Source organism: Peptoniphilus lacydonensis, assembly GCF_900106515.1.
GTDB lineage: Bacteria > Bacillota > Clostridia > Tissierellales > Peptoniphilaceae > Peptoniphilus_A > Peptoniphilus_A lacydonensis.
Genome location: NZ_FNWF01000002.1, coordinates 215,954 through 236,884, shown reverse-complemented (window position 1 = coordinate 236,884; position 20,931 = coordinate 215,954). Strand labels below are relative to the sequence as shown.

The 20,931-nt window shown below is 28.4% G+C and carries 24 protein-coding genes; all 24 read left to right on the top strand.

Features of this window, described 5'->3' with window-relative positions; translation table 11 throughout:
- Positions 1-277 precede the first annotated feature (277 nt).
- The 24 genes from BQ5450_RS01125 to BQ5450_RS01005 all read left to right on the top strand — a co-directional run bounded on the left by BQ5450_RS01125 (position 278) and on the right by BQ5450_RS01005 (position 20,918).
- Positions 278-970: a hypothetical protein gene (locus tag BQ5450_RS01125; protein WP_071125682.1), complete on the top strand. Its 693-nt coding sequence runs from the start codon at positions 278-280 to the stop codon at positions 968-970.
- 775 nt (positions 971-1,745) lie between these two features.
- On the top strand, positions 1,746-2,114 hold the full coding sequence (locus tag BQ5450_RS09235) for a transposase (protein WP_234346972.1): 369 nt from the start codon (positions 1,746-1,748) through the stop codon (positions 2,112-2,114).
- A 274-nt stretch (positions 2,115-2,388) separates the two neighbouring features.
- The gene (locus BQ5450_RS01110) at positions 2,389-2,775 is read left to right on the top strand and encodes an Asp23/Gls24 family envelope stress response protein (protein WP_010242157.1); all 387 of its coding nucleotides are present in this window, start codon (positions 2,389-2,391) and stop codon (positions 2,773-2,775) included.
- Positions 2,772-3,170 (top strand): transcription antitermination factor NusB, encoded by a 399-nt coding sequence (gene nusB, locus BQ5450_RS01105; protein ID WP_010242159.1) that lies wholly within the window; start codon positions 2,772-2,774, stop codon positions 3,168-3,170. Before BQ5450_RS01110 ends, nusB begins: the two co-directional genes overlap by 4 nt.
- A 1-nt stretch (position 3,171) precedes the next feature.
- Entirely contained in the window at positions 3,172-4,623 is a 1,452-nt protein-coding gene (gene xseA, locus BQ5450_RS01100) for an exodeoxyribonuclease VII large subunit (protein WP_071125681.1), read from the top strand.
- The gene (gene xseB, locus BQ5450_RS01095; protein WP_010242163.1) at positions 4,624-4,848 is read left to right on the top strand and encodes an exodeoxyribonuclease VII small subunit; all 225 of its coding nucleotides are present in this window, start codon (positions 4,624-4,626) and stop codon (positions 4,846-4,848) included. It begins immediately after the preceding gene.
- Positions 4,832-5,689 carry a polyprenyl synthetase family protein gene (locus BQ5450_RS01090; protein WP_010242164.1) on the top strand — a complete coding sequence of 286 codons (858 nt, stop codon included), beginning with the start codon at positions 4,832-4,834 and terminating at the stop codon, positions 5,687-5,689. Before xseB ends, BQ5450_RS01090 begins: the two co-directional genes overlap by 17 nt.
- On the top strand, positions 5,689-6,489 hold the full coding sequence (locus BQ5450_RS01085; RefSeq protein WP_071125680.1) for a TlyA family RNA methyltransferase: 801 nt from the start codon (positions 5,689-5,691) through the stop codon (positions 6,487-6,489). The genes BQ5450_RS01090 and BQ5450_RS01085 overlap by 1 nt, the downstream gene beginning before the upstream one ends.
- 7 nt (positions 6,490-6,496) lie before the next feature.
- Entirely contained in the window at positions 6,497-8,158 is a 1,662-nt protein-coding gene (gene recN, locus BQ5450_RS01080) for a DNA repair protein RecN (RefSeq protein WP_071125679.1), read from the top strand.
- Positions 8,159-8,704 carry an NUDIX hydrolase gene (locus tag BQ5450_RS01075; protein ID WP_071125678.1) on the top strand — a complete coding sequence of 182 codons (546 nt, stop codon included), beginning with the start codon at positions 8,159-8,161 and terminating at the stop codon, positions 8,702-8,704.
- Positions 8,697-9,500, top strand: coding sequence for a purine-nucleoside phosphorylase (locus BQ5450_RS01070; protein WP_010242168.1), 804 nt, complete (start codon positions 8,697-8,699; stop codon positions 9,498-9,500). Before BQ5450_RS01075 ends, BQ5450_RS01070 begins: the two co-directional genes overlap by 8 nt.
- Entirely contained in the window at positions 9,497-10,798 is a 1,302-nt protein-coding gene (locus BQ5450_RS01065; RefSeq protein ID WP_071125677.1) for a pyrimidine-nucleoside phosphorylase, read from the top strand. The genes BQ5450_RS01070 and BQ5450_RS01065 overlap by 4 nt, the downstream gene beginning before the upstream one ends.
- A gap of 1 nt (position 10,799) precedes the next feature.
- A complete protein-coding gene (locus BQ5450_RS01060; protein WP_010242170.1) occupies positions 10,800-11,432 on the top strand; it encodes a site-2 protease family protein in 633 nt (210 codons plus the stop codon).
- Positions 11,411-12,157: a segregation and condensation protein A gene (locus tag BQ5450_RS01055; RefSeq protein WP_010242172.1), complete on the top strand. Its 747-nt coding sequence runs from the start codon at positions 11,411-11,413 to the stop codon at positions 12,155-12,157. Before BQ5450_RS01060 ends, BQ5450_RS01055 begins: the two co-directional genes overlap by 22 nt.
- On the top strand, positions 12,108-12,653 hold the full coding sequence (gene scpB / locus BQ5450_RS01050; RefSeq protein ID WP_234346971.1) for an SMC-Scp complex subunit ScpB: 546 nt from the start codon (positions 12,108-12,110) through the stop codon (positions 12,651-12,653). Before BQ5450_RS01055 ends, scpB begins: the two co-directional genes overlap by 50 nt.
- Positions 12,650-13,357, top strand: coding sequence for a pseudouridine synthase (locus tag BQ5450_RS01045; RefSeq protein ID WP_010242176.1), 708 nt, complete (start codon positions 12,650-12,652; stop codon positions 13,355-13,357). Before scpB ends, BQ5450_RS01045 begins: the two co-directional genes overlap by 4 nt.
- Positions 13,354-13,899, top strand: a complete 546-nt coding sequence (locus tag BQ5450_RS01040; RefSeq protein WP_010242178.1) for a tRNA 5-(aminomethyl)-2-thiouridylate-methyltransferase MnmM — start codon at positions 13,354-13,356, stop codon at positions 13,897-13,899. Before BQ5450_RS01045 ends, BQ5450_RS01040 begins: the two co-directional genes overlap by 4 nt.
- A gap of 4 nt (positions 13,900-13,903) precedes the next feature.
- On the top strand, positions 13,904-15,094 hold the full coding sequence (locus tag BQ5450_RS01035) for a BaiN/RdsA family NAD(P)/FAD-dependent oxidoreductase (protein WP_010242181.1): 1,191 nt from the start codon (positions 13,904-13,906) through the stop codon (positions 15,092-15,094).
- A gap of 84 nt (positions 15,095-15,178) precedes the next feature.
- Positions 15,179-15,799, top strand: a complete 621-nt coding sequence (gene cmk, locus BQ5450_RS01030; protein ID WP_010242184.1) for a (d)CMP kinase — start codon at positions 15,179-15,181, stop codon at positions 15,797-15,799.
- 6 nt (positions 15,800-15,805) lie between these two features.
- Complete coding sequence (locus BQ5450_RS01025; protein ID WP_010242186.1) at positions 15,806-16,393, top strand: lysophospholipid acyltransferase family protein; 588 nt, start codon at positions 15,806-15,808, stop codon at positions 16,391-16,393.
- Positions 16,378-18,489, top strand: coding sequence for a bifunctional 4-hydroxy-3-methylbut-2-enyl diphosphate reductase/30S ribosomal protein S1 (locus tag BQ5450_RS01020; protein ID WP_071125676.1), 2,112 nt, complete (start codon positions 16,378-16,380; stop codon positions 18,487-18,489). The genes BQ5450_RS01025 and BQ5450_RS01020 overlap by 16 nt, the downstream gene beginning before the upstream one ends.
- A gap of 114 nt (positions 18,490-18,603) precedes the next feature.
- Positions 18,604-19,164, top strand: a complete 561-nt coding sequence (locus BQ5450_RS01015) for a DUF5317 domain-containing protein (RefSeq protein WP_083379664.1) — start codon at positions 18,604-18,606, stop codon at positions 19,162-19,164.
- A 1-nt stretch (position 19,165) separates the two neighbouring features.
- A complete protein-coding gene (cdaA, locus tag BQ5450_RS01010; RefSeq protein ID WP_071125675.1) occupies positions 19,166-19,996 on the top strand; it encodes a diadenylate cyclase CdaA in 831 nt (276 codons plus the stop codon).
- A complete protein-coding gene (locus BQ5450_RS01005; protein ID WP_071125674.1) occupies positions 19,977-20,918 on the top strand; it encodes a CdaR family protein in 942 nt (313 codons plus the stop codon). Before cdaA ends, BQ5450_RS01005 begins: the two co-directional genes overlap by 20 nt.
- Positions 20,919-20,931: the final 13 nt, after the last annotated feature.

Here is a 20,931-nt window from a genome sequence, read left to right as displayed (position 1 = left end):
GAAAGACCAATGACTACGCCCTTATTCCTTTTAAGGGCAGTAGAACTTGGTCTTTTTGTTTTTGATTTATAACTTCTAACGATTGGTATTGTAAATGATATGTTTACAGAAAAAAATAATGATGAATATAAATACAAGGAAGTAGCAACACAAGAAGACTTTGATAAATTTTAGAGAGATATTGACAAATAAATGCTTGAAGCATTAGAATGAAATTGATAACCAATACCAATAAAAAAGAAAGGAGAGTTAAATTAAAAAAATAGTAAGTTTATTGATGTCATTTGTAATGGTAGCTACAATTTTGTCTCCATGCTATGCTCAAGCCTCTGAGTATTCAGATTATGTTAAACATAGTGAGGCAACTTTTGTAGAAAATGGAAAAAGATATAAAGTTGAAGAAGATTTGATATCTAGAGAAGATAAAATCAAAACTACTTCTAATTTTTTTACTGATGAAGGAGTATTAATAGAAACTCAGATTACAACTGTCGATAGATCAGTTGGTATTGTTTACTTTGAAAACAGGAATTCAGATCAAGAGCTTATAAACTCAGAAAGCTATAGGTTTGATCAAATTTTAGAACTAACAGAATCTGATGAAGAGACACATGATGTATTTGTTACTTATTCCAATGATCGTGGGAAATTTTTAAGACACGAAGAATATACGATAAATCTAACTGGGAAAAAAGCTACAGCTCTTGTAGTAGGATCTATATTAGCTGGAGTCTTTGCAATAGCCCCTGAGGTCGGGATTTCGCTTGGGGGGAAATTTGTAGCGGCAGCTACTTCTGTTGGATTACTAGGGGCAGGTAGTATTATGCCATGGAATGTTCGAGCAAGTGTAGATGTATATTCAAGTCCTTATAGAACAGGAAAACATTACACAAGATTCTATGGAGATTTTTATACCACTGACGGAGAATATATTACGAGTTTACATTGGAGTAAAAGGGGATATCATTAATGAAAAATGCGCTCTTAAGAGCCTTAATGTATAATATCATTGGACTTTTTATTATGGGTGTTTTTTATTTTTTGAAATATGATATAAATAAGACTCATACAAAAGAAATGTTATTAATGATATTTTTAGCTGAGGTTTGTTATTGGTTAACTGTTCTAATTGGATTATTGGTTATTAAAAAATTAAAAAGTTAAATAATGAATTTCGACAACTATATTACAAAATGGTAGGTGCTTTTTAGTACCCAAAATAGTGTAAGATAGGAAATGATTCCTATCTTACACTATTTTTGTATAATGAAGAAGTAGTAGTAAGATAAGTCTGTTTTAAGGTTAAAATATCCATGATAAAAGCTGTCGACTATGTCTTCGTTATTCATATTCGGTTAAGTAGGTTGGACAAAATGTCCGTGTCACGAGCTAAAAAAGAGTGTAATGGTTCAGGTAGAAACTACAAAATAAAAAGAAAGAAGGAAAAATATAATATCAATAGGTATAGACATATCAAAAGAAAAGTTTACAGCCTGTGCATTAGAATAAGAAAGTAAAATAATTTGGAGGCCCTTTGATATATATCTAAATAAAACCAAAGTAAAGGAATTTTTAGAGAAACTAGAAAAATTAAAAGAAGAAGTAAAAATGACAAACGAATATCAGAGAAGGAATAGAACTGATAAAACAAATAAATCAGATTCTAAATAGAATTTTAACACGAATGATAGAAATATCCGAGATCTTAGAAGAATATCAAAAAAGTAAAAAAATTCTTAGGCATATTGAGCAAACTAGCAGTACCAATAGTAGCAGAATTTGGAAACCTATCAAAATTTAAAAACAAAAAAATTCTAATATCCTTTGTAGGAATAGACTCCACACCCTATGAATCAGGAAACTTTAAAGCAGATCAGATAAAAATGACCAAAAGAGGAAACTCAATGCTAAGAAATGTAGGCTACCAGGCAATGAAATGTATGATGAGTGCGAAGGACGAAGAAAACGAAATATATAAGTACATGATAAAAAAAGAAAGAGAAGGAAAAACGAAAAAAGTTTGCACATTTGCAGGATTAAACAAATTCCTAAGAGTATACTATACAAGAGTCATGAAGTTAAAAATTAAGAATAGAGAATTAAAAGTAGCATAACATTTAGAAAAGCATTAAAGATAAGTTGATTACGTTCGGTTTGTTTGCCATGCACTAATTTAATTACTCAAAGAATCAAATAACCTAAAATTAATTTCAGGTTAAGCTTGACTTTTATTGGCAGGTTTTGCAGTAAAAATTATTTTAAAAATTTATTTTGCAATCTTTAAATTATTTTTTATTTCAAAGACTTTAGGATTTTGCGAAAATCCAATAAATTGATAATATAAATAGTTTTTGGTATAATTATTTTAGTTAATTTGGAGGTGGAACAGTGGATAATAAATATCTTGTTAATGGTAATGAAGCTGAAGGAAAGGTAAAAATTTCTGAAGATGTTATCGCTACAGTTGCTTCTGTTGCAGCTGAAAGTGTTGACGGTGTTGTAAAAGTTTCTACTAATTTTAAATCTCAAATGAGTGATATTTTAAATACAAAAAATTTTGCTAGAGGTGTGAAGGTTAATATTGGCGAAAAAGAAACTATTGTAGATGTTTATATTACTATTGAGTATGGAATTAAAATTGTAGAAGTTTCTGAAAAAGTTCAAGAACAAGTCAAGGAAGCTATTGAAAATATGACTGATTTTGATGTTGTAGAAGTAAATGTTCATATAAGTGGAATTGCTGTAAAAGATTCTGAAAAGACGATTGTGAAATGAGCAGAAAGAAAGCAAGAATAGGCGCTATGCAAGCTTTATTCTCTATGGATATAAATGATGACTTTTCTATTGAAAGTCTAAATTTATTTATGGAAAATAATTTATTTCTAGGAGATGAAGTCGATTATATAAATAGAGTTGTCCCTGATATTTTGGACAAAATGGATGTAGTTGATAGTACTATTGAAAAGAATTTAAAGGGATGGACTATTCAAAGACTTGCTAAAGTTGATAGACAGATTCTGCGCATTGCCGTCTATGAGTTTTTATATAAAGATGATATACCTCCTGAAGTTTCTATTAATGAAGCTGTTGAGATTGCGAGAATTTATGGATCTGATGATTCTCCCAAGTTTATAAATGGGATTTTAGGAAGTATTTACAGGAGTTTTTGATTTGAAGAGCAATGCTTTTAATGTAAGTGAATTAAATAATTACATCAAAAAGCTAGTTTCCATGGATTATATTTTAAGAGATATTAGTATAACTGGTGAAGTTACTAATTTAAATATTCATTCTAATGGAAATATTTATTTTTCGTTAAAGGATAATTTTTCAAGAATTGATGCCATGATAAGTGCTAAAGATGTCAATGTAAAACTATTTGATGGGGCAAGTATCATGGCAAAGGGAACTGTTACTTATTACGATAGAAGTGGCAGAATTTTTCTATATATCAGTGAAATTGAACTTGATGGAAAGGGAAATTTGTATCAAAAGTTTTTAGATCTAAAAGATGAACTTGAAAGGGAAGGCCTTTTTGATCTTTCCCATAAAAAGGAAATCAAAAAGTTTCCTGGTTCAATTGGACTTATTACATCGACAAGTGGTGCTGCTATAAAGGATGTCATTAATCTTTTTAGAAAGAGAAATAGAATTTGTGATATTTATGTATTTCCAAGCTTTGTGCAAGGTAATATGGCAAGTGAAAATTTAATTAAGGGTATAAAATATTTTAATGAGTCCCAAAATGTTGACACCATTATTATTGCAAGAGGTGGAGGTAGTTTTGAGGATCTCTTTGTTTTTAATGACGAAAGTCTTGCAAGAGAAATTTTTAATTCTAATATTCCAATTATTTCTGCTGTTGGGCATGAAATTGATTACACTATTTGTGATTTTGTAAGTGATCTTAGAGCGGCGACACCGACTAATGCAGCTGAACTTGCTACAACAAGTGAAAATGAGATTTTTGGGGAGCTTTTAAATAAGAAAAACTCATTAAATAATTTAATCGAGAGAAAAGTTGATTTGGAAAAACTAAAATTATTTAATCTCTACAAAAGTATTTCCATTAAAAATCAAGTTTATAAAATTAATTCTATGACTCGTGAACTTATTTATTATGAAAATTTGTTAAACAATTCTATGAAAAAAATTTTGGAAGATAATAGAAGTTATTTAAGCAAAAGTAAGTTTTATCTGACAAATTTTAAATTAAATAAATCTAGAGAATTGGATAGTTTTGGATATAGACTTAAAAATATTGAATTAAATTCAAATAGAAAATTAGATAGATATTTTAATAATTTAGACCTTCAAAATAAATTTTTAAACTATTATTTTAATTTATTTATTGATGAAAAAGTTTCAAATCTTAATAAATTTGGTAAATTTTTAGAGTCTTATGATTTGAAAAATAAAATTTTGTTGGAAAAAAGAAAATTAGAATATTTAAATATAAGATTAGGCTCTGCTTTTGATAAAATAAATAAGATTGAGATAATTACACATGATGGAAAGAAATTAGAATCCATTAAAGATGTAAATATTGGGGATATTATTTCCTTAAGATTAAAAGATGGAAATATAAAATCTAAGATTTTTGATGTGAAAATGAGGGATTAGATGGATAAAGATTATGAAAGTTCTTTTAGAGAGCTTGAAAAAATTATAAGGGAACTTGAGTCTAAGGACATTAGTCTGGAAGATTCCATAAAAAAATATGAAGAGGGAATTGAGCTTTATAAATATTTAAATAAAACTTTGAAGGCTTATGAAGGCAAGATAAAAACTATTGCAGAAGAAAATTCTGATTTTTTAGAGGACGATAAAGATGGAAAATATAGATAGTTTATTAGAAAAATTCAATGCCTATTTGAGTTCCCTTCTTGAGTATACAGATAGTGCACAAAGAAAGGTTATTGATTCTATGAAGTATTCATTATTTTCTGGGGGAAAGAGAATCAGACCTCTTTTATGCCTAATAACGTTTTGTGAATTTTCTGATGAGGATATAAAAAAAGTTCTTCCCTTTGCTGCTGCAATTGAGATGATACACACTTATTCACTCATCCATGATGACCTTCCAGCTATGGACGATGATAATTTTAGAAGAGGAAAGCCAACTAATCACAAGGTTTATTCTGAAGGAATTGCAATTTTAGCAGGAGATGGTCTTTTGAATATGTCTATGGAAGTTTTACTAAGACATATTGAAACTATTGAAGATCCTGAAGATTTAAAATTTGCAGTTAAGGCAATGAAATATATTTATAATGCAACTGGAGTTGGAGGAATGATTGGTGGACAAGCTATTGATATAGATTTTGATGTGTCTTGTTATAGCGAGGAAATCTGCGAATCAATGTATAAGTTAAAGACAGCAGATTTAATAAAAGCATCTGTTGTTTCTGGTGCAATAATTGCCAAAGCACCAGCCGATGTTATAACAAAACTTTCCAAGTTTGCTGAATCTATTGGTGTTGCATATCAACTTGAGGATGATCTTTTAGATGAAGATAAAGACCCAGATAGTGGTGAAGTCAATATGTTGATGTTTAAAAATAAAGATGAACTTAGAGAAGAAATTATTGAACTTACAAATTCGGGGTATGAAACAATTGATAGTCTTTTATTAAAAGAAAATTTACTAAAAAATTTTGTTGCAAAATTAATAAATAGGAGCAATTAATGGCAAAAAAAAGAGCAGATGTATTGTTAGTTGAAAAAGGTTTAATAGATTCTAGAGAAAAAGCCAAAAGACTTATAATGGAAGGAAAAGTTTTTATTGGAACTAATCGAGTTGCAAAGCCAGGGGAACAATTAAAAGAAGATGTAAAAATTTATATAAAGGGAATTGAAAATACTTTTGTTTCAAGAGGCGGGCACAAGCTTGAAAAAATGATAAAAGATTATGATATTGATTTGAGAGATTCTGTTTGTGTCGACATTGGTGCTTCTACTGGTGGATTTACTGAGTGTATGCTAAAATATGGAGCAAAAAAAGTTTATGCCATTGATGTTGGATATAATCAACTTGATTATAAATTGAGGACTGATGATAGAGTTGTATCTCTTGAAAGAACGAATATTAGGTATTTTGATACCGATTTAATTTTAGAAGATGTGGATTTTATTTCTATTGACGTTTCTTTTATTTCTCTTGAACTTGTTCTTCCTGTTGCCAAAGAAATTTTAAGTAGGGAAGGAAAAATTGTTGCACTAATAAAACCACAATTTGAAGCTGGCAAGGGAAAAGTTGGAAAGGGTGGTATTGTTAGAGATGAAAAAGTACATATTGAAGTTATAGATAAAATAATAAATCTTGCAAGAGATTTAAATTTTAATATTATCGCAATAACAAATTCTCCTATAAAGGGAACAAGTGGAAATATTGAGTTTTTAATTTATTTATCAAAGGAAAGTAGAGTTTCAAGTAATTTTGATTCTAAGAAAATTGTAGAAAATGCTTATAAAAATTTAAGTGAATAGGTGAAATATGCTTTTGGAGTTAAATATAGAAAATTTTGCAATAATTGAAAATATGAAGATTGAGTTTGAAAGTGGTTTAAATGTTCTGACAGGTGAAACTGGTTCTGGTAAGTCAATTATCATAGATTCTCTTGGACTTGTTCTCGGTCAAAGAGTTAACAAAGATGTAATAAAAAAAGGAAAGGACAGAGCCTTTATAGAGGCAGTATTTAGTTCATACGATGAAGAAACTAAAGAATTTCTCAAAGAATATGGAATTGAAACGGGAGATTTAATTATAATATCCAAAGAAATTAAAGAAAAGGGGCCTTCCATAACTAGGATAAACAATAGGACTGTTACATCTCAAATTTTATCAAAAATTTCCACGCATTTGATAGATATTTTTGCACAACACGAGTCAACTGCACTTATGAACAATAAAAATCAGATGAACTTAATTGATGATTTTTCTGGAAGGGATCACAAAATTCTTATTTTAAAATTAAAAGAGATTGTTTCCAATATTAATGACTTAAAAAAAGAATATGAAGAAAAATCTATGCTTGAAAAAAATAAAGATAGAGAAATAGATCTTTTAGAATATCAAATTAATGAAATTGAAGATGCTGGTTTAAGTGATTATGACGATGAAGAACTTTATGATGATTTTAATATTTTAAATAATATGACAGACACAATAATAAAATTATCTGAATCTAAATCTCTTATCAATGAGGGATATGAAAATAACTCTGTGGAAGATATTTTAGATAAAATTATAGCAAATATTGTAGATGTTACAAAATACAATAAGGATTTAAAAGAAACAGAAGAAGATTTAGAAGATATAAGATTCAGACTTTCTGATATTGCCTCTGATTTAGATAGATATATTAACTCTTCTGAAGTAGACGAGGAGAAACTCGTTTATTTAAAAGAGAGAATTGATTTAGTAAATAACTTAAAGTTAAAATATGGAAATAATGTTTCTAAAATTAATTCTTTTTACGAAGATATAAGTAATAGACTTTCTTTTTTAAAGAATTATGAGGATAATTTAAATAAACTTTCTGAAAAGATTAAATCGCTAGAAGAAGAAGCTTTGACAATTGCTAGAAAAATTAGTAAAAATAGAAAAGCCACTGCGAAAATTTTGGAAAAAAGAGTAGAAGATGAAATAAATAATTTAAATATAAGAGATGCAAAATTTAAAATAGAAATAAATGAAAAAAGTCTTAGTGCAAATGGAGTAGACAGTATAGAATTTTTAATTGCTCCAAACCTTGGCCAAGATTTAATGCCCTTAGCAAAGGTTGCATCTGGTGGTGAAATGAGCAGAATAATGCTTGGTTTTAAGAGTATTATTGCAGAAAAAGATAATATTCCAACTCTTGTTTTTGATGAAATTGATACAGGTATAAGTGGAAAGACGGCACAAATTGTTGGTAACAAGATAAAAGAACTGGCAAAAGATAGGCAAGTAATAGTAATTTCTCACTTGCCACAAATTGTGGCACTTGCGGATACTCACTTTGCAATAAAAAAAGATTTTGTAAACAATAGTACAATATCTACAATAGATAAATTAAGCTATGATAAGAGAGTAGAAGAAGTGGCAAGATTAATTGGTGGAATGAATTTAAGCGAAGTTGCAATAGAAACAGCAAAAGAAATGATTGGTGATTAAATGCAAAATTATGAAGAGAGAACTATGAAGTCGACAAAAATTTTTGATGGAAAAGTTCTAAAACTTAGAGTTGATACAGTTGAGATGGAAGGTCAGAAGTACACAAAAAGAGAAATTGTAGAAAGGACTTCTTCTGTTGGGATTGTTGCAATAACTCAAGATGATGAAATTATTTTGATTAAGCAATATAGAAAAGCTATAGACAAAGAAATTTACGAAATTCCAGCAGGTATGATTGATTTTGGAGAGGAACCTCAAAAAGCAGCTCTTCGTGAATTGAAAGAAGAAACTGGTTTTGACGCAAAGAAATCAGAATATTTATTGGAAACTTATTCTTCTCCAGGTTTTACAAATGAAAAAATATTTATTTTTTATGCTGAAGATTTAATTTTGGGTGAACAAGATTTAGATGAATTTGAAAATCTTTCAGTTGAAAAAATAAAATTTGATGAAGCTATAAAGTTAATTAATCTTGGAGAAATTATTGATTCAAAATCAGTTGCTGGGATTTTATATTACAATAGTTTTAGGAGAAAAAATGGATAAATCAATAAATTATATTAAGGAAAAAATAAAAGATACGCCTGAGATTGGAATTATTCTAGGGTCGGGCTTAGGAGATTTTGCGGATTCAGTAGAAGACCAAATTGAAATTTATTACAAAGATATTCCGGGCTTTCCAGTTTCAACTGTAAAAGGTCATGATGGGAAATTAGTTTTTGGGAAAATTCATTCTAAAAATATTTGTATAATGAAGGGTAGAATTCATTATTACGAGGGATATGATATTTCTGATGTCGTTTACCCAATAAATGTAATGGCTTCTCTTGGAATAAAAACTTTAATTGTAACAAATGCAGCTGGTGCTGTTAATAAAGATTTTAACCCAGCAGATCTTATGGTAATAACTGATCATATAAATTTAATGGGTAAAAATCCACTTATAGGTCCAAATGATGACAATCTTGGTCCAAGATTTTTAGACATGACAAATTTATATGACAGAGATTTAATTGAAGTTGCAAAGAAAAGTGCAAAAAAATTAAATATTAATATTAGAGAAGGTGTCTATATGTATTTTACAGGACCAAGTTATGAAACTGCAGCAGAAGTTAGAATGGCAGGCGTGCTTGGTGCTGATGCTGTTGGTATGAGTACAGTTCCAGAAGTAATTGCTGCAAGACACAGAGGTCTTAAGATTCTAGGCATTTCTACAATGACAAATATGGCAACAGGAATTTTGGACAAGCCACTTGACCATAAAGAAGTTATGGAAGTTGGGAAAGAAGTTTCTGAAAAATTTAAGGAACTATTAGATAAAATAATTGAGGAGATTGTATGAAATTTTTAGATATCATACAAAAGAAAAAAGAAAATAGAATCTTAACAGAAGAAGAAATAAATTATTTTATAAAAAATTATGTAAATGGAAAGATTCCAGACTATCAAGTTTCTGCGTTTTTGATGGCCATTTATTTTAATAAATTAAATTTAGATGAAACTTATTATCTTACAAGGGCTATGATTGAATCAGGAAATGTAATTGATTTATCAGAGGTTTCAGGTATAAAAGTTGATAAACATTCAACTGGTGGAGTTGGTGATACAGTTACACTTATATTGGGACCTCTTCTCGCATCTGTTGGATTTATATTTGCCAAAATGAGTGGACGAGGACTTGGTCACACAGGAGGAACCCTTGACAAACTTGAATCCATTCCAGGATTTAATATAAATATAGATAGCGAAAATTTTATTAAAATTCTAAACAAATCCAATATTGCGGTTATAGGTCAAAGTGAAAATATTGTTCCAGCTGATAAACTTTTGTATTCACTTAGAGATGCAACTGCAACAGTAGATAATGTTAGCTTAATTGCATCTTCCATTCTTTCAAAAAAAATAGCACTTGGAACAGATGCCTTAGTTCTTGATGTAAAAGTTGGAAACGGTGCTTTTATGAAAGATGTAGAGTCTGCAGTTAATCTTTCAAAGTTAATGGTAAGCCTTGGGAAAAAATTTGGAAGAAAAACCAAAGCTATGATAACGAGTATGAACGAACCTCTTGGAGATGCTGTGGGTAATAGTCTTGAAGTGATAGAAGCTATAAATGTTTTAAAGGGAAATGGTTCAAGGCATTTAAAAGAAATTTCATTTAAAATTGCATCAAAATTTATGATAATGGAAAATATGGTAAGCAGTGAAAAAGAAGCCATGTCTATTTTAGAAGAAAAAATTAGAGATGGTTCTGCAATAGAAAAATTTAAAGAAATGGTAACTCTACAAGGTGGAGATGCGACCTATATAGATGATACAAATAAGTTTAAAAGGTCGAGCATAATAAAAGATATTTATTCAAAAGAATCTGGTTATGTGAAATCAATTGAGGCAATTGAAATAGGAATAGCTTCAAGAGATTTAGGTGCAGGCAGACATAAAAAAGATGATGTCTTGGATTTAAATGCAGGAGTTTATCTGCACAAAAAAGTTGGAGATTTTGTAGAAAAGGGAGAAAAAATTGCCACAATCTACACTGAAAAAGAAAATGAAGTAGAAGGTGTAATAGAAAAGATTACAAAAGCTTATTCTTTTTCCGATAAAAGGCAAGATTATAAATTAATTATAGAAGAGATTGATTGAGATGAATAATTTAGATATTGCATCAATTGCAATTAATATAGTTGCACTTTTAATAGCGATTATACCACATGAAATTGCTCATGGTTATGTTGCCTATTTGTGTGGAGATACAACTGCAAAAGACGATGGAAGACTTAGTTTAAACCCACTAAATCATATTGACCCTGTGGGTTTAATTTCTATGATTATTTTTAAATTTGGGTGGGCTAAAGCTGTCCCAATTAATCCTAATAGATTTAAAGGAAATAGAAAAGTAGATTCTCTTTTAGTATCTCTTGCAGGAGTTTTTACAAATTTTATACTGGGAATTATCTCAGGAATTATTTTAGTTTATTTAGAATATAAATCTTCAAATCTAATATCATTATTTTCTTCAATTTTCTGGTATAATGTGATGCTTGGAGTGTTTAATCTCGTGCCATTACCTCCTCTTGATGGTTCAAAAGTTTTGGCTACACTTTTGCCAGAAAGCTTAGAAATGAAATTTTATAAATACGAGAAATACTTTTATTTTGTACTTGTCATTATGATTTTTTCTGGTGCAGTAAATAAATTTATAGAACCAATAATTGTAAATATTATAAATTGGATTTTTTCTTTGGGAATTAAATTATGGAATACAATATTGTTTTAAAAACTTATGAAGGTCCTATGGATCTTCTTTTAGATTTAATTAAAGAAAACGAGATAGATATATATGATATTCCAATTTTTACTATTACTGAAGAATTTTTAAGATATATCGAAAATATGAAAAAGCTAAATTTAACTTTAACTTCAGATTTTATATTGATGGCGTCAACTCTTCTTGAGATAAAATCAAAGATGCTTCTACCTAAAACAAAAAAATTAAGTAATGAAGATAAAGACGAAGAGGATCCTAGAAAAGATTTAGTAGAAAGTTTGTTGGAGTATAAAAAATATAAAGAAGCCTCTGAAATTTTAAAAATTCAAGAGGATTATGAGTCAAAATCTTTTTACAAGTTAAAAACAGAAATATTTTCTATGAATGAAATGGATTTTTTGAAGGAATCTAGTGTGGATAAACTTTCTCTAGCCTTTTTTAATATTTTAAAAAAGTATAAAGATAAGGAAATAGTAGATATTGATAGAGAATACTTTAAAGTTGAAGATGCCTCTAGAAAAATAAAGCAAGAAATTATTAAAAATGAAAAGCTAAAATTTAGTGAATTATTGATAGATATTGTATATAAGGTAGATGTTATAACTTATTTTTTGGGAATGCTTGAACTTATTAAAAATGAATTTGTAATTGCAAATCAAAGGGATAATTTTGGTGATATATTAATTGAAAAACGAAAATACAATGGACAAGAACAGGTTAAAATCAATAATTGAATCCATACTTTTTATTTGGGGAGATCCTATAAGCTTAGAAGATATTGCAAATACTCTTGAACTTAAAAAAGACTATACTAGAGAAATTCTTTTAGAAATGAAAGAAAATTATAAATGTGATACATCAGGTCTTCGACTTAGAGAAATTGATGGAAAATTTCAAATAGGAACTAAACAGGAAAATGAACCCTATCTAAAAAATTTAATTAAAGAAAAAAATGAAAAAAATTTATCTAAACCGGCTCTTGAAACTCTTTCTATAATTGCATACAAACAGCCTGTAACGAAAATAGAAGTTGAGGAATTAAGAGGGGTAAATTGTGATAGTACAATAAAGGGACTTCTTGATTTTAATTTAATTGAAGTTTCTGGAAAATTAGATAGAATCGGCCATCCAAATTTGTACAGAACCACAGATAAATTTTTGCAAAAATTTGGAATGAAAAGTTTAGAGGAGTTGCCTGATTTAAAAGGATTAGAGGAGGAATCTAATTGAGATTACAGAAATATATGGCTCACTGTGGAGCTGCATCTAGAAGAAAGTGTGAAGAGTTTATAAAATCTGGTTTAGTAAAGGTAAATGATAAAATTGTTACAGAGCTTGGTACAAAAATTGATCCCAATGTAGATAGAGTTTATTTAAATGGAAAAAGGCTAACTCTTGAAAATAAAAAAATTTATATTATTTTAAATAAGCCAATAGGAGTTGTAACAAGTGCTAGTGATGAAAAAGATAGAAAAACTGTTACAGATCTTGTTCCTGATGATTATAGAGTTTATCCAGTTGGAAGACTTGATATTGATACTACTGGTTTAGTATTTTTAACTAATGATGGAGAACTTGCCAATATTTTGATGCATCCAAAATATAAAATTGGTAAAAAGTATATCGCCACAGTAGAGGGAACTCCTAATGCAAGAGAACTTTCAATTTTAAGAGAAGGTCTTGATATTAGAGATTTAAAAACTTCTCCTGCAAATGTAAAAATCCTAAAAAGTTTTAAACAAGATTCTATTATAGAAATTGAAATTTTTGAAGGTCAAAATCATCAAATCAAGAGAATGTTTGACTATATAGGTCACAAAGTAAAGAAACTAAAGAGGATTTCTATGGGAGAGATTGAACTTTTAAATCTTGATGTTGGAAATTATAGATATCTGAGTGAGAAAGAGATAAAATATTTAAAGGGATTAAAATGATTGTTAAAGAAAAATATTTTGAGATAGTAGATGAAGTGCTATCTCATAATTTTTTAGGTAAAGTTGCAGTAGATGCTACAATTGGAAAAGGAAACGATACTTTAAAACTTTTAAAAGTTGTAGGTGAGAATGGTTTTGTCTATGGATTTGATGTTCAAGAAGATGCAATAGAAAAGACGAGGGTTTTATTAAAGGATTTTAATAATTATAAACTTTTTTTAGAAAGTCACGAACATATAGATAAAATTGGTGCAGCAGATTTAATTATTTACAACTTGGGTTTTCTTCCAGGTTCTGATAAAAAAATTACTACTTTAAAAGAATCTACGATTATTTCGCTAGAAAAATCTACAAAAATTTTAAATAAAGGCGGAATTATTATTGTGGTGTCCTATTTGGGCCATGAAAATTCTTTTGAAGAAAGAGTTGCTGTGGATGAATTTTTAAAAGAGCTTGATCAAAGAATTTTTAGAGTTGAAAAAAGAGAATTTTACAATCAAAAGCACAACCCGCCAATAGTTTATTTAATCGAAAAAAGGTGAAAAAATGAGAATTGCAATAATTGGAGCAGGACCTGCTGGCATGATGTGTGCTATAAAGGCAGCAGAGAATCATGAAGTATTTTTATTTGAAAAAAATGAAAAACTAGGGAAAAAACTTTTTATAACAGGTAAGGGTAGATGTAATCTCACAAATTATACTGATGAAAACGAAGTCTTAAAAAATGTAGTAGGAAATAAAAGTTTTATGTATTCATCAATTTACACTTTTTCACCTTTTATGACTTATTATTATTTTGAAGAAGAGGGTCTTAGACTAAAGGTAGAAAGGGGAAACAGAGTTTTTCCCAAGAGCGACAAATCTTCTGATGTTATAAAAATTTATGAAAAAAAGCTTAGGGAAAATAATGTAAATATAAAACTCAATACAGAAATAAAAAGTATAAAAAAGGAAGGAAACTTTTTTATTTTAAATGATAAAGATAAGTTTGATAAAGTAGTAATTGCAACTGGTGGTATTTCTTATAAGTTAACAGGTTCAACAGGAGATGGATATAAATTTGCTAGAAATTTTGGGCACAAAGTTATTGATTTAAAGCCTGGACTTATAGGGATAAATCTTTTAAATAATTTTGAGTTAGCAGGATTAAGCTTAAAAAATGTAGAATTAAAGATTATGAAAAATAAAAAAATAATTTCAAGTGAATTTGGTGAAATGATTTTTACTCATAAAGGAATTAGCGGACCAATTGTTTTAACTACGTCTAGTAAAATTAATAGATTAAGCGATTTTCAAATGTATCTTGATTTAAAGCCAGCTTTGACTTATGAAAAACTTGACAACAGGATTCTTAGAGATTTTAATAATAATCAAAATAAAAATATAGAAAATGTTTTGAAATTACTTCTTCCACAAGATTTAATCTTTTATATTTTAAATTATGCTAATATTAGGGGAGATAAAAAAGTAAATCAAATTACAAAAGAGGAAAGAGATATTTTAATTAAGAGTATTAAAAATTTTAAACTTTTATTTGATTCTTTGGATGATATAAATAGGGCAATAATAACTAGTGGTGGAGTTAGTATAGATGAAATTGATCCAAAGACAATGGAATCCAAAAAAGTTTCTGGATTGTATTTTATTGGCGAAGTATTAGATGTTGATGCACTTACAGGTGGCTTTAATATTCAAATTGCAAACTCTACAGGATATAATTGTGGGATTAATTTGTAATTCCTTTAGCTTTACTTATTAGAGAAATTAAAATATAATTATACTAATCACTACGATGGTAGTGATTTTTTTTGGAGGTAAAAAATGAAAATTGCAATAGATGGTCCAGCAGGATCAGGCAAGAGTTCTTTGGCAAGAGAAGTTGCAAATAGACTTGAGATTCTATATGTAGATACTGGTGCAATGTATCGTGCAATTACTCTTAAACTCTTAAATATTAATGAAAAAGATTTTGAAGATGTTTTAAAAAAAACAGAGGTAAGTTTTAAAGATGATAAAGTTTATTTAGATGGAGAGGATGTTTCGGAAAAGATTAGAGAAAATGAAATATCCAACAAGACGTCAGAGTTTTCAAAGAAAAAGATTATAAGAGATTATTTAGTTAAGATGCAAAGAGAAATTGCAAAGGAAGAAGATGTGGTTATGGAAGGAAGAGATATAGGTTCAGTAGTTCTTCCTGATGCAGAATATAAATTTTTTTTGACAGCTGATGTTAAGACTCGTGCCATGAGAAGATTTAAACAGATTGATAGTGGAAAAGATAATTTTGATGAAATATTAGAAGATCTCAAAAAAAGAGATTATAACGATAGTCACAGAGAAAACTCTCCACTTATAAAGATGGACGATGCTATATTAATTGACAGCACTAATATGGATGCTGAAGAAACAATTGATAAAATTTTAAGTTATATAAAAAGGTGATTTATATTGTATAATTTTGTAAAAGTTATTGTTAGCGTCTTTGTGAAAATTTTTTATAGAATTGAAGTTATTGGAGAAGAAAATATACCTGCTGAAAAGAAAAGACTTATAATATGTGCAAATCATAAAAGCAATTTAGATCCCGTTGCAATATCCGCTGTTTTTGAAAGACAAATTTGTTGGATGGCAAAAAAAGAACTTTTTAACAATAAGTTATCTGCCGCATTTTTCACAAAACTTGGAACATTTCCAGTTGACAGAGGAAATAATGACTTGAAGGCAGTGAAAAAAGCTCTTAGAATTTTAAAAAGTGAAAAAGTTCTTGGAATATTTCCAGAGGCAGCAAGAGTTAAAGAAATTGATTATAATAGAGTAAAATCAGGAGTGGCACTTATTGCACAAAAAACTGATTCAGAGATTTTACCTGTTTTTATTGAAGGTAACTATAAATTATTTAGAAAGAATAAAATCTATTTTAGAGAACCTGTAAAGATAAATAAAGAAATAAAATATTCAAATGAAGATCTAGAAAACATCTCTCAAGATGTTATGAGAATAGTATATGGTGAAGAAGTAAAATGGAAATTATTGTAGCTGATGTATATGGATTTTGTGGTGGAGTGAAAAGAGCCGTAAAGATGGCTTTTGATAATGCAGATAAAGGCGTTTACTCTTATGGAGATTTGGTACACAATGAATTTGTTGTAGATGAATTACAAAGAAAAGGTGTAGAAGAAATTGATGACACAAATATTGAAAATTCTAAAGTTATAATAAGGAGCCATGGAGTTCACAAAAATATTTTAGATGATTTAAAAAAAAGAAATAATGAAATTATAAATTGTGTATGTCCGAAAGTTGAAAATATTTATAATATAGTAGATAATTTTTACGAAAAAGGTTATAATATAGTAATTATTGGGAATAATAGACACCCTGAAGTAATAGGAATTAATTCCAGATGCAATGATTCTGCGACAATAATATCTAGCTTAAAAGATATTAAGATTCCAGATGGAAAAATTGTAGTGGTTTCACAAACTACAAGCAATGTAGATTTTTTTGAAAATGCAATAAATGTTATAAAAGATATTTCCAAAGATGAAGTTTTAGTTTATAATACTATATGTAATGCAACTTTCAAAAGACAAGAAAGTGTTAGAAATTTATCAAAAAAAGTTGACGCCATAATTGTACTTGGTGGAAAAAAAAGTTCTAATACAAAAAAGCTTGCAGAAATTGCAAAATTAAATTGTAAAAATGTATTTTTAATTGAGTCAATCAATGATATTGATTTAAATATATTTAAAAAATTTAATAAAATAGGTATTACCGCCGGAGCATCCACACCGGATTCGGTAATCAAGGAGGCTGTTAGTAGGATGGAAAATTTTGACAAAGGTGAGATGATGGAAGCCATTGATAATTCTTTTAAAAGAATTAGAAAGGGCGAAGTAGTAACTGGAGAAGTTTTATATATAACTGATTCAGAGGTAATGGTGAATCTTGGATATAGATCAGATGGTATCATTTCAAAAGATGAACTTGCAGGAGGACCTGATGTAAATCCTCAAGATCTTTATGAACAAGGACAAGAAATTGAAGTTTATGTTCTAAAGATGGATGATGGAGATGGCAATGTAGTCCTTTCAACAAAGAGAGTTGCAGATATGAAAGTTTGGGATGAAGTTGAAGAACTTTATAACAACAAAGAAAATATAACTGTAACTGTTAAAAATCAAGTTAAAGGTGGGCTTACTGCAGATTACAATGGGTTAAATGCTTTTATTCCAGCTTCTCATGTTTCTGTTAGATTCCAAAAAGATTTGAGCAAATTCATTGGTGAAGAATTTGAAACTGAAATAATTGATTTTGATAAAAGAAAGAAAAGAATTGTTCTTTCAAGAAAAAATGTACTTCAAGAAGAGTTAGATAGAGTACGTGATGAAGTATATGAAAATCTTCATGAAGGAGATGTAATTGAAGGAACTGTACAAAGACTTACTAATTTTGGTGCGTTTGTAGATGTTGGAGGCGTAGATGGCCTTATCCACATTTCTGAACTTTCTTGGAATAGAGTAAAACATCCACAAGATGTAGTATCACCTGGAGATGTAGTTAATGTACAAGTTCTTAATGTTGATAAAGAAAAAAATAGAATTGCACTTGGACTAAAACAAACTATGGAAAAACCATGGGATGTATTTACTAAAGAAGTTAAAGTTGGAGATGTTGTTAAAGGTAAAGTTGTAAATCTTCTTGACTTTGGTGCTTTTGTAAGACTTGAACAAGGTGTAGATGGTCTTCTTCACGTTTCTCAAATTTCAAGAGAACATGTTGAAAAACCACAAGATAAACTTTCTATTGGCGAAGAAGTTACAGTTAAAGTAACTGATATTGATGAAGAAAACCAAAAGATTTCTCTTTCTATAAAGGCTCTTATTGAACCTGAAGAAAAAGAAAAAGAAGAATCTAAACCAAAAGAAAGAAAACCTAGAAGAGAAAGAAAAGCTCCAAAAAGAGAAAAGAGAATCGAAGAACCTAAACAAGATGACTTTAACATGACTATTGGAGAAATGCTAGGACTTAATTTTTCTGATGCAAATTTAGATTCTGAAATTATCGCAGATGAAAAAGAAATTTCATATAGCGAAGAAAAAGAAGAATCTGAAGAAGATACAGAAGAATAATTAAAAATTAAATAGGAAAAGATTCAGACTTAGGTTTGGATCTTTTTTTATTACAATTTTATAATTTTAATGTCAATGTAAATTATTTGTGATATTATAAATTATGGTGGTAAAATGATTTTGGAAACAGGCATTATTGCTGCAATTATTTTATTTTTTATAAAAGATAAAAATTTAAATAATTTAATAAATTTTAAGTTTAATAATATATTTTGGGCTTTTCTTGGAATTTTTTTAATGTTATTTATAAATTTTATAACAGAAAAAGATTTTGGAAAGATTACAGATTTTTTTATAAAAAATTTTATGATTTTCCATATTGTTTCTATTTCTCTTATTGGGGTTTCTTTTTTATCTAATTGCTATAATAAGGGTCTTTTATTAAGTGGTGTTGGAACATTTTTAAACATAATTCCTGTTATAGCAAATGGAAAAATGCCTGTGAGTTTAAATGCTCTTATTAAGACACAAAATAAAAGAGTAATTTATATTTTATTAAATAATAAAAGTTTAAGTCATGGAATTTTTGAAAATCCTAAATTTTATTTTTTATCAGATATTATTCCTTTCTATAAGTTAATAGGAAGTTCAACAGTTGTAAGTATTGGTGATATTATTATATCGTTGGGATTAATTTGGGGAGTTATAATTATAGCAAAGAAGAGAGGTGCATAGATTGGAAAATTTTGGGAATTTACTTAATGTTATAAATTTTAGAGATGTTGTTGACATACTAATAGTTACAGTTTTAATTTATTACATTTTAAAGTTAATAAGAAATACTAGAGCAGAACAAGTTTTTAAGGGAATACTTTTAATTTTATTATTTATAAAAATTTCTCAATTCTTTCAACTTTATACGGTTAATTGGATTTTTGCCCGTTTTATAAATGACGGCATTGTAGCTATAATTGTTTTGTTTCAACCTGAAATTAGAAGAGGACTTCAATATTTAGGACTCACATCAAATATTAAAAATAGTTTTAATCAAAATAAAGAAAATGTTCCTGAAACAGTTGAGGAAATTATTTCTGCTGTGGCATCTCTTGCTAGACAAAAAATAGGTGCACTTATCATTATTGAAAATGAAGTTGGATTAAATGAAATAATTGAAACTGGAACAGAAATAAATGGAAATGTAAGCAGTGGACTTCTTATAAATATTTTTATACCAAACACCCCACTTCACGATGGTGCCGTTGTAATTAAAGGAGCTAAAATAAAAGCAGCGGCTTGTTTCTTACCTTTATCAGATAATCAAAAAATATCTAAGGAACTTGGAACTAGACATAGAGCAGGTATTGGAATTTCTGAAAGAGCAGATTCTTTAAGTATAATGGTTTCAGAAGAAAATGGAACAATATCGACTGCTGAAAATGGAGTGCTTTCTAGATATTTAGATATAGAAACTCTTGAAGCAAAACTCCTTGAAATATATAGTCCAGAATATAAAGAGAAACAAATTTTGAAAAAATTTGGAGGTAAAAATGAAAAAGATAAATTTTAAAGATGATAAAAATATCATTATGAAAATTACATCTCTTATTTTTGCAATTATATTGTGGTCATATGTAAAAGAAGAAGCAAATTTTATTACTTCAACTAATTTTAAAAATGTTGAAGTTACTTATGAAGGTCTTTCTGATTTAAAAGAAAATAATTTAGTGGTTATATCGCCAAAGGAAGCAACAGTTGATGTAAAGCTTCAAGGATATAATTCTTATATGAGAAATGTGACTAAAGATGGTATTGTGGCAAAAGTTGATTTAAGTAGACTTAAAGAAGGAGAGCATTCTGTACCTGTAAATGTTTCTTATGTGGATTTAGGTATAACTGTTACTAATACTTCACCTAGAAGAATTCCCTTTAGAATTGATAAATTAATTAAAGAGGATATGAAAGCAAATGTAATTATAAAAAATAAACCTTTAAAAGGGTTATCTGTGGGGGATATTGATAGAGATTTTAATGTTAGTGTTTCAGGACCAAGTACAATTTTGAACAAGATAAGTAATGTTGAATCTCATATTGATATTTCCGATATTACAGAGTCTTCTACTTTAGATGTTGAAGTTTTAGCATATGATGATGAGGGAAAGGTTGTTCAGGGAGTTAAAATAGATCCTAGCAATATAAAAGTAAATATCCCAATTTTAAAAAGCAAGACTGTTCCTATTAAGGTAGTATATGATGAAAAAACAATAGAAAATATTGTGCCAAATGACTTTTCAATTGAGCCATCTTCTGTTACAATTAGAGGAAATTCTGATGTGATTGAATCTATAGACTTTATTGAAACTAAGCCTATTAATTTCAACAATATAAAAAGTGGTGTATATGAAGTTAAATTAAATTTGCCAGATAGGGTTACATTAGTCGATGAAAATACAATTTTTAAGTTAAAAGAAAAAGAAAGAACTAATGAATAATAGTGTATTTAAA

Coding starts and splice junctions, on each gene's coding strand:
- BQ5450_RS01055 (WP_010242172.1), top strand. CDS start 11,411: ATGGAATACAATATTGTTTTAAAAACTTATGAAGGTCCTATGGATCTT.
- cmk (WP_010242184.1), top strand. CDS start 15,179: ATGAAAATTGCAATAGATGGTCCAGCAGGATCAGGCAAGAGTTCTTTG.
- BQ5450_RS01090 (WP_010242164.1), top strand. CDS start 4,832: ATGGAAAATATAGATAGTTTATTAGAAAAATTCAATGCCTATTTGAGT.
- BQ5450_RS01065 (WP_071125677.1), top strand. CDS start 9,497: ATGAAATTTTTAGATATCATACAAAAGAAAAAAGAAAATAGAATCTTA.
- recN (WP_071125679.1), top strand. CDS start 6,497: ATGCTTTTGGAGTTAAATATAGAAAATTTTGCAATAATTGAAAATATG.
- BQ5450_RS01005 (WP_071125674.1), top strand. CDS start 19,977: ATGAAAAAGATAAATTTTAAAGATGATAAAAATATCATTATGAAAATT.
- BQ5450_RS01060 (WP_010242170.1), top strand. CDS start 10,800: ATGAATAATTTAGATATTGCATCAATTGCAATTAATATAGTTGCACTT.
- BQ5450_RS01075 (WP_071125678.1), top strand. CDS start 8,159: ATGCAAAATTATGAAGAGAGAACTATGAAGTCGACAAAAATTTTTGAT.
- BQ5450_RS01040 (WP_010242178.1), top strand. CDS start 13,354: ATGATTGTTAAAGAAAAATATTTTGAGATAGTAGATGAAGTGCTATCT.
- BQ5450_RS01070 (WP_010242168.1), top strand. CDS start 8,697: ATGGATAAATCAATAAATTATATTAAGGAAAAAATAAAAGATACGCCT.
- nusB (WP_010242159.1), top strand. CDS start 2,772: ATGAGCAGAAAGAAAGCAAGAATAGGCGCTATGCAAGCTTTATTCTCT.
- BQ5450_RS01015 (WP_083379664.1), top strand. CDS start 18,604: ATGATTTTGGAAACAGGCATTATTGCTGCAATTATTTTATTTTTTATA.
- BQ5450_RS01020 (WP_071125676.1), top strand. CDS start 16,378: ATGGAAATTATTGTAGCTGATGTATATGGATTTTGTGGTGGAGTGAAA.
- xseB (WP_010242163.1), top strand. CDS start 4,624: ATGGATAAAGATTATGAAAGTTCTTTTAGAGAGCTTGAAAAAATTATA.
- BQ5450_RS01085 (WP_071125680.1), top strand. CDS start 5,689: ATGGCAAAAAAAAGAGCAGATGTATTGTTAGTTGAAAAAGGTTTAATA.
- BQ5450_RS01125 (WP_071125682.1), top strand. CDS start 278: ATGTCATTTGTAATGGTAGCTACAATTTTGTCTCCATGCTATGCTCAA.
- BQ5450_RS01035 (WP_010242181.1), top strand. CDS start 13,904: ATGAGAATTGCAATAATTGGAGCAGGACCTGCTGGCATGATGTGTGCT.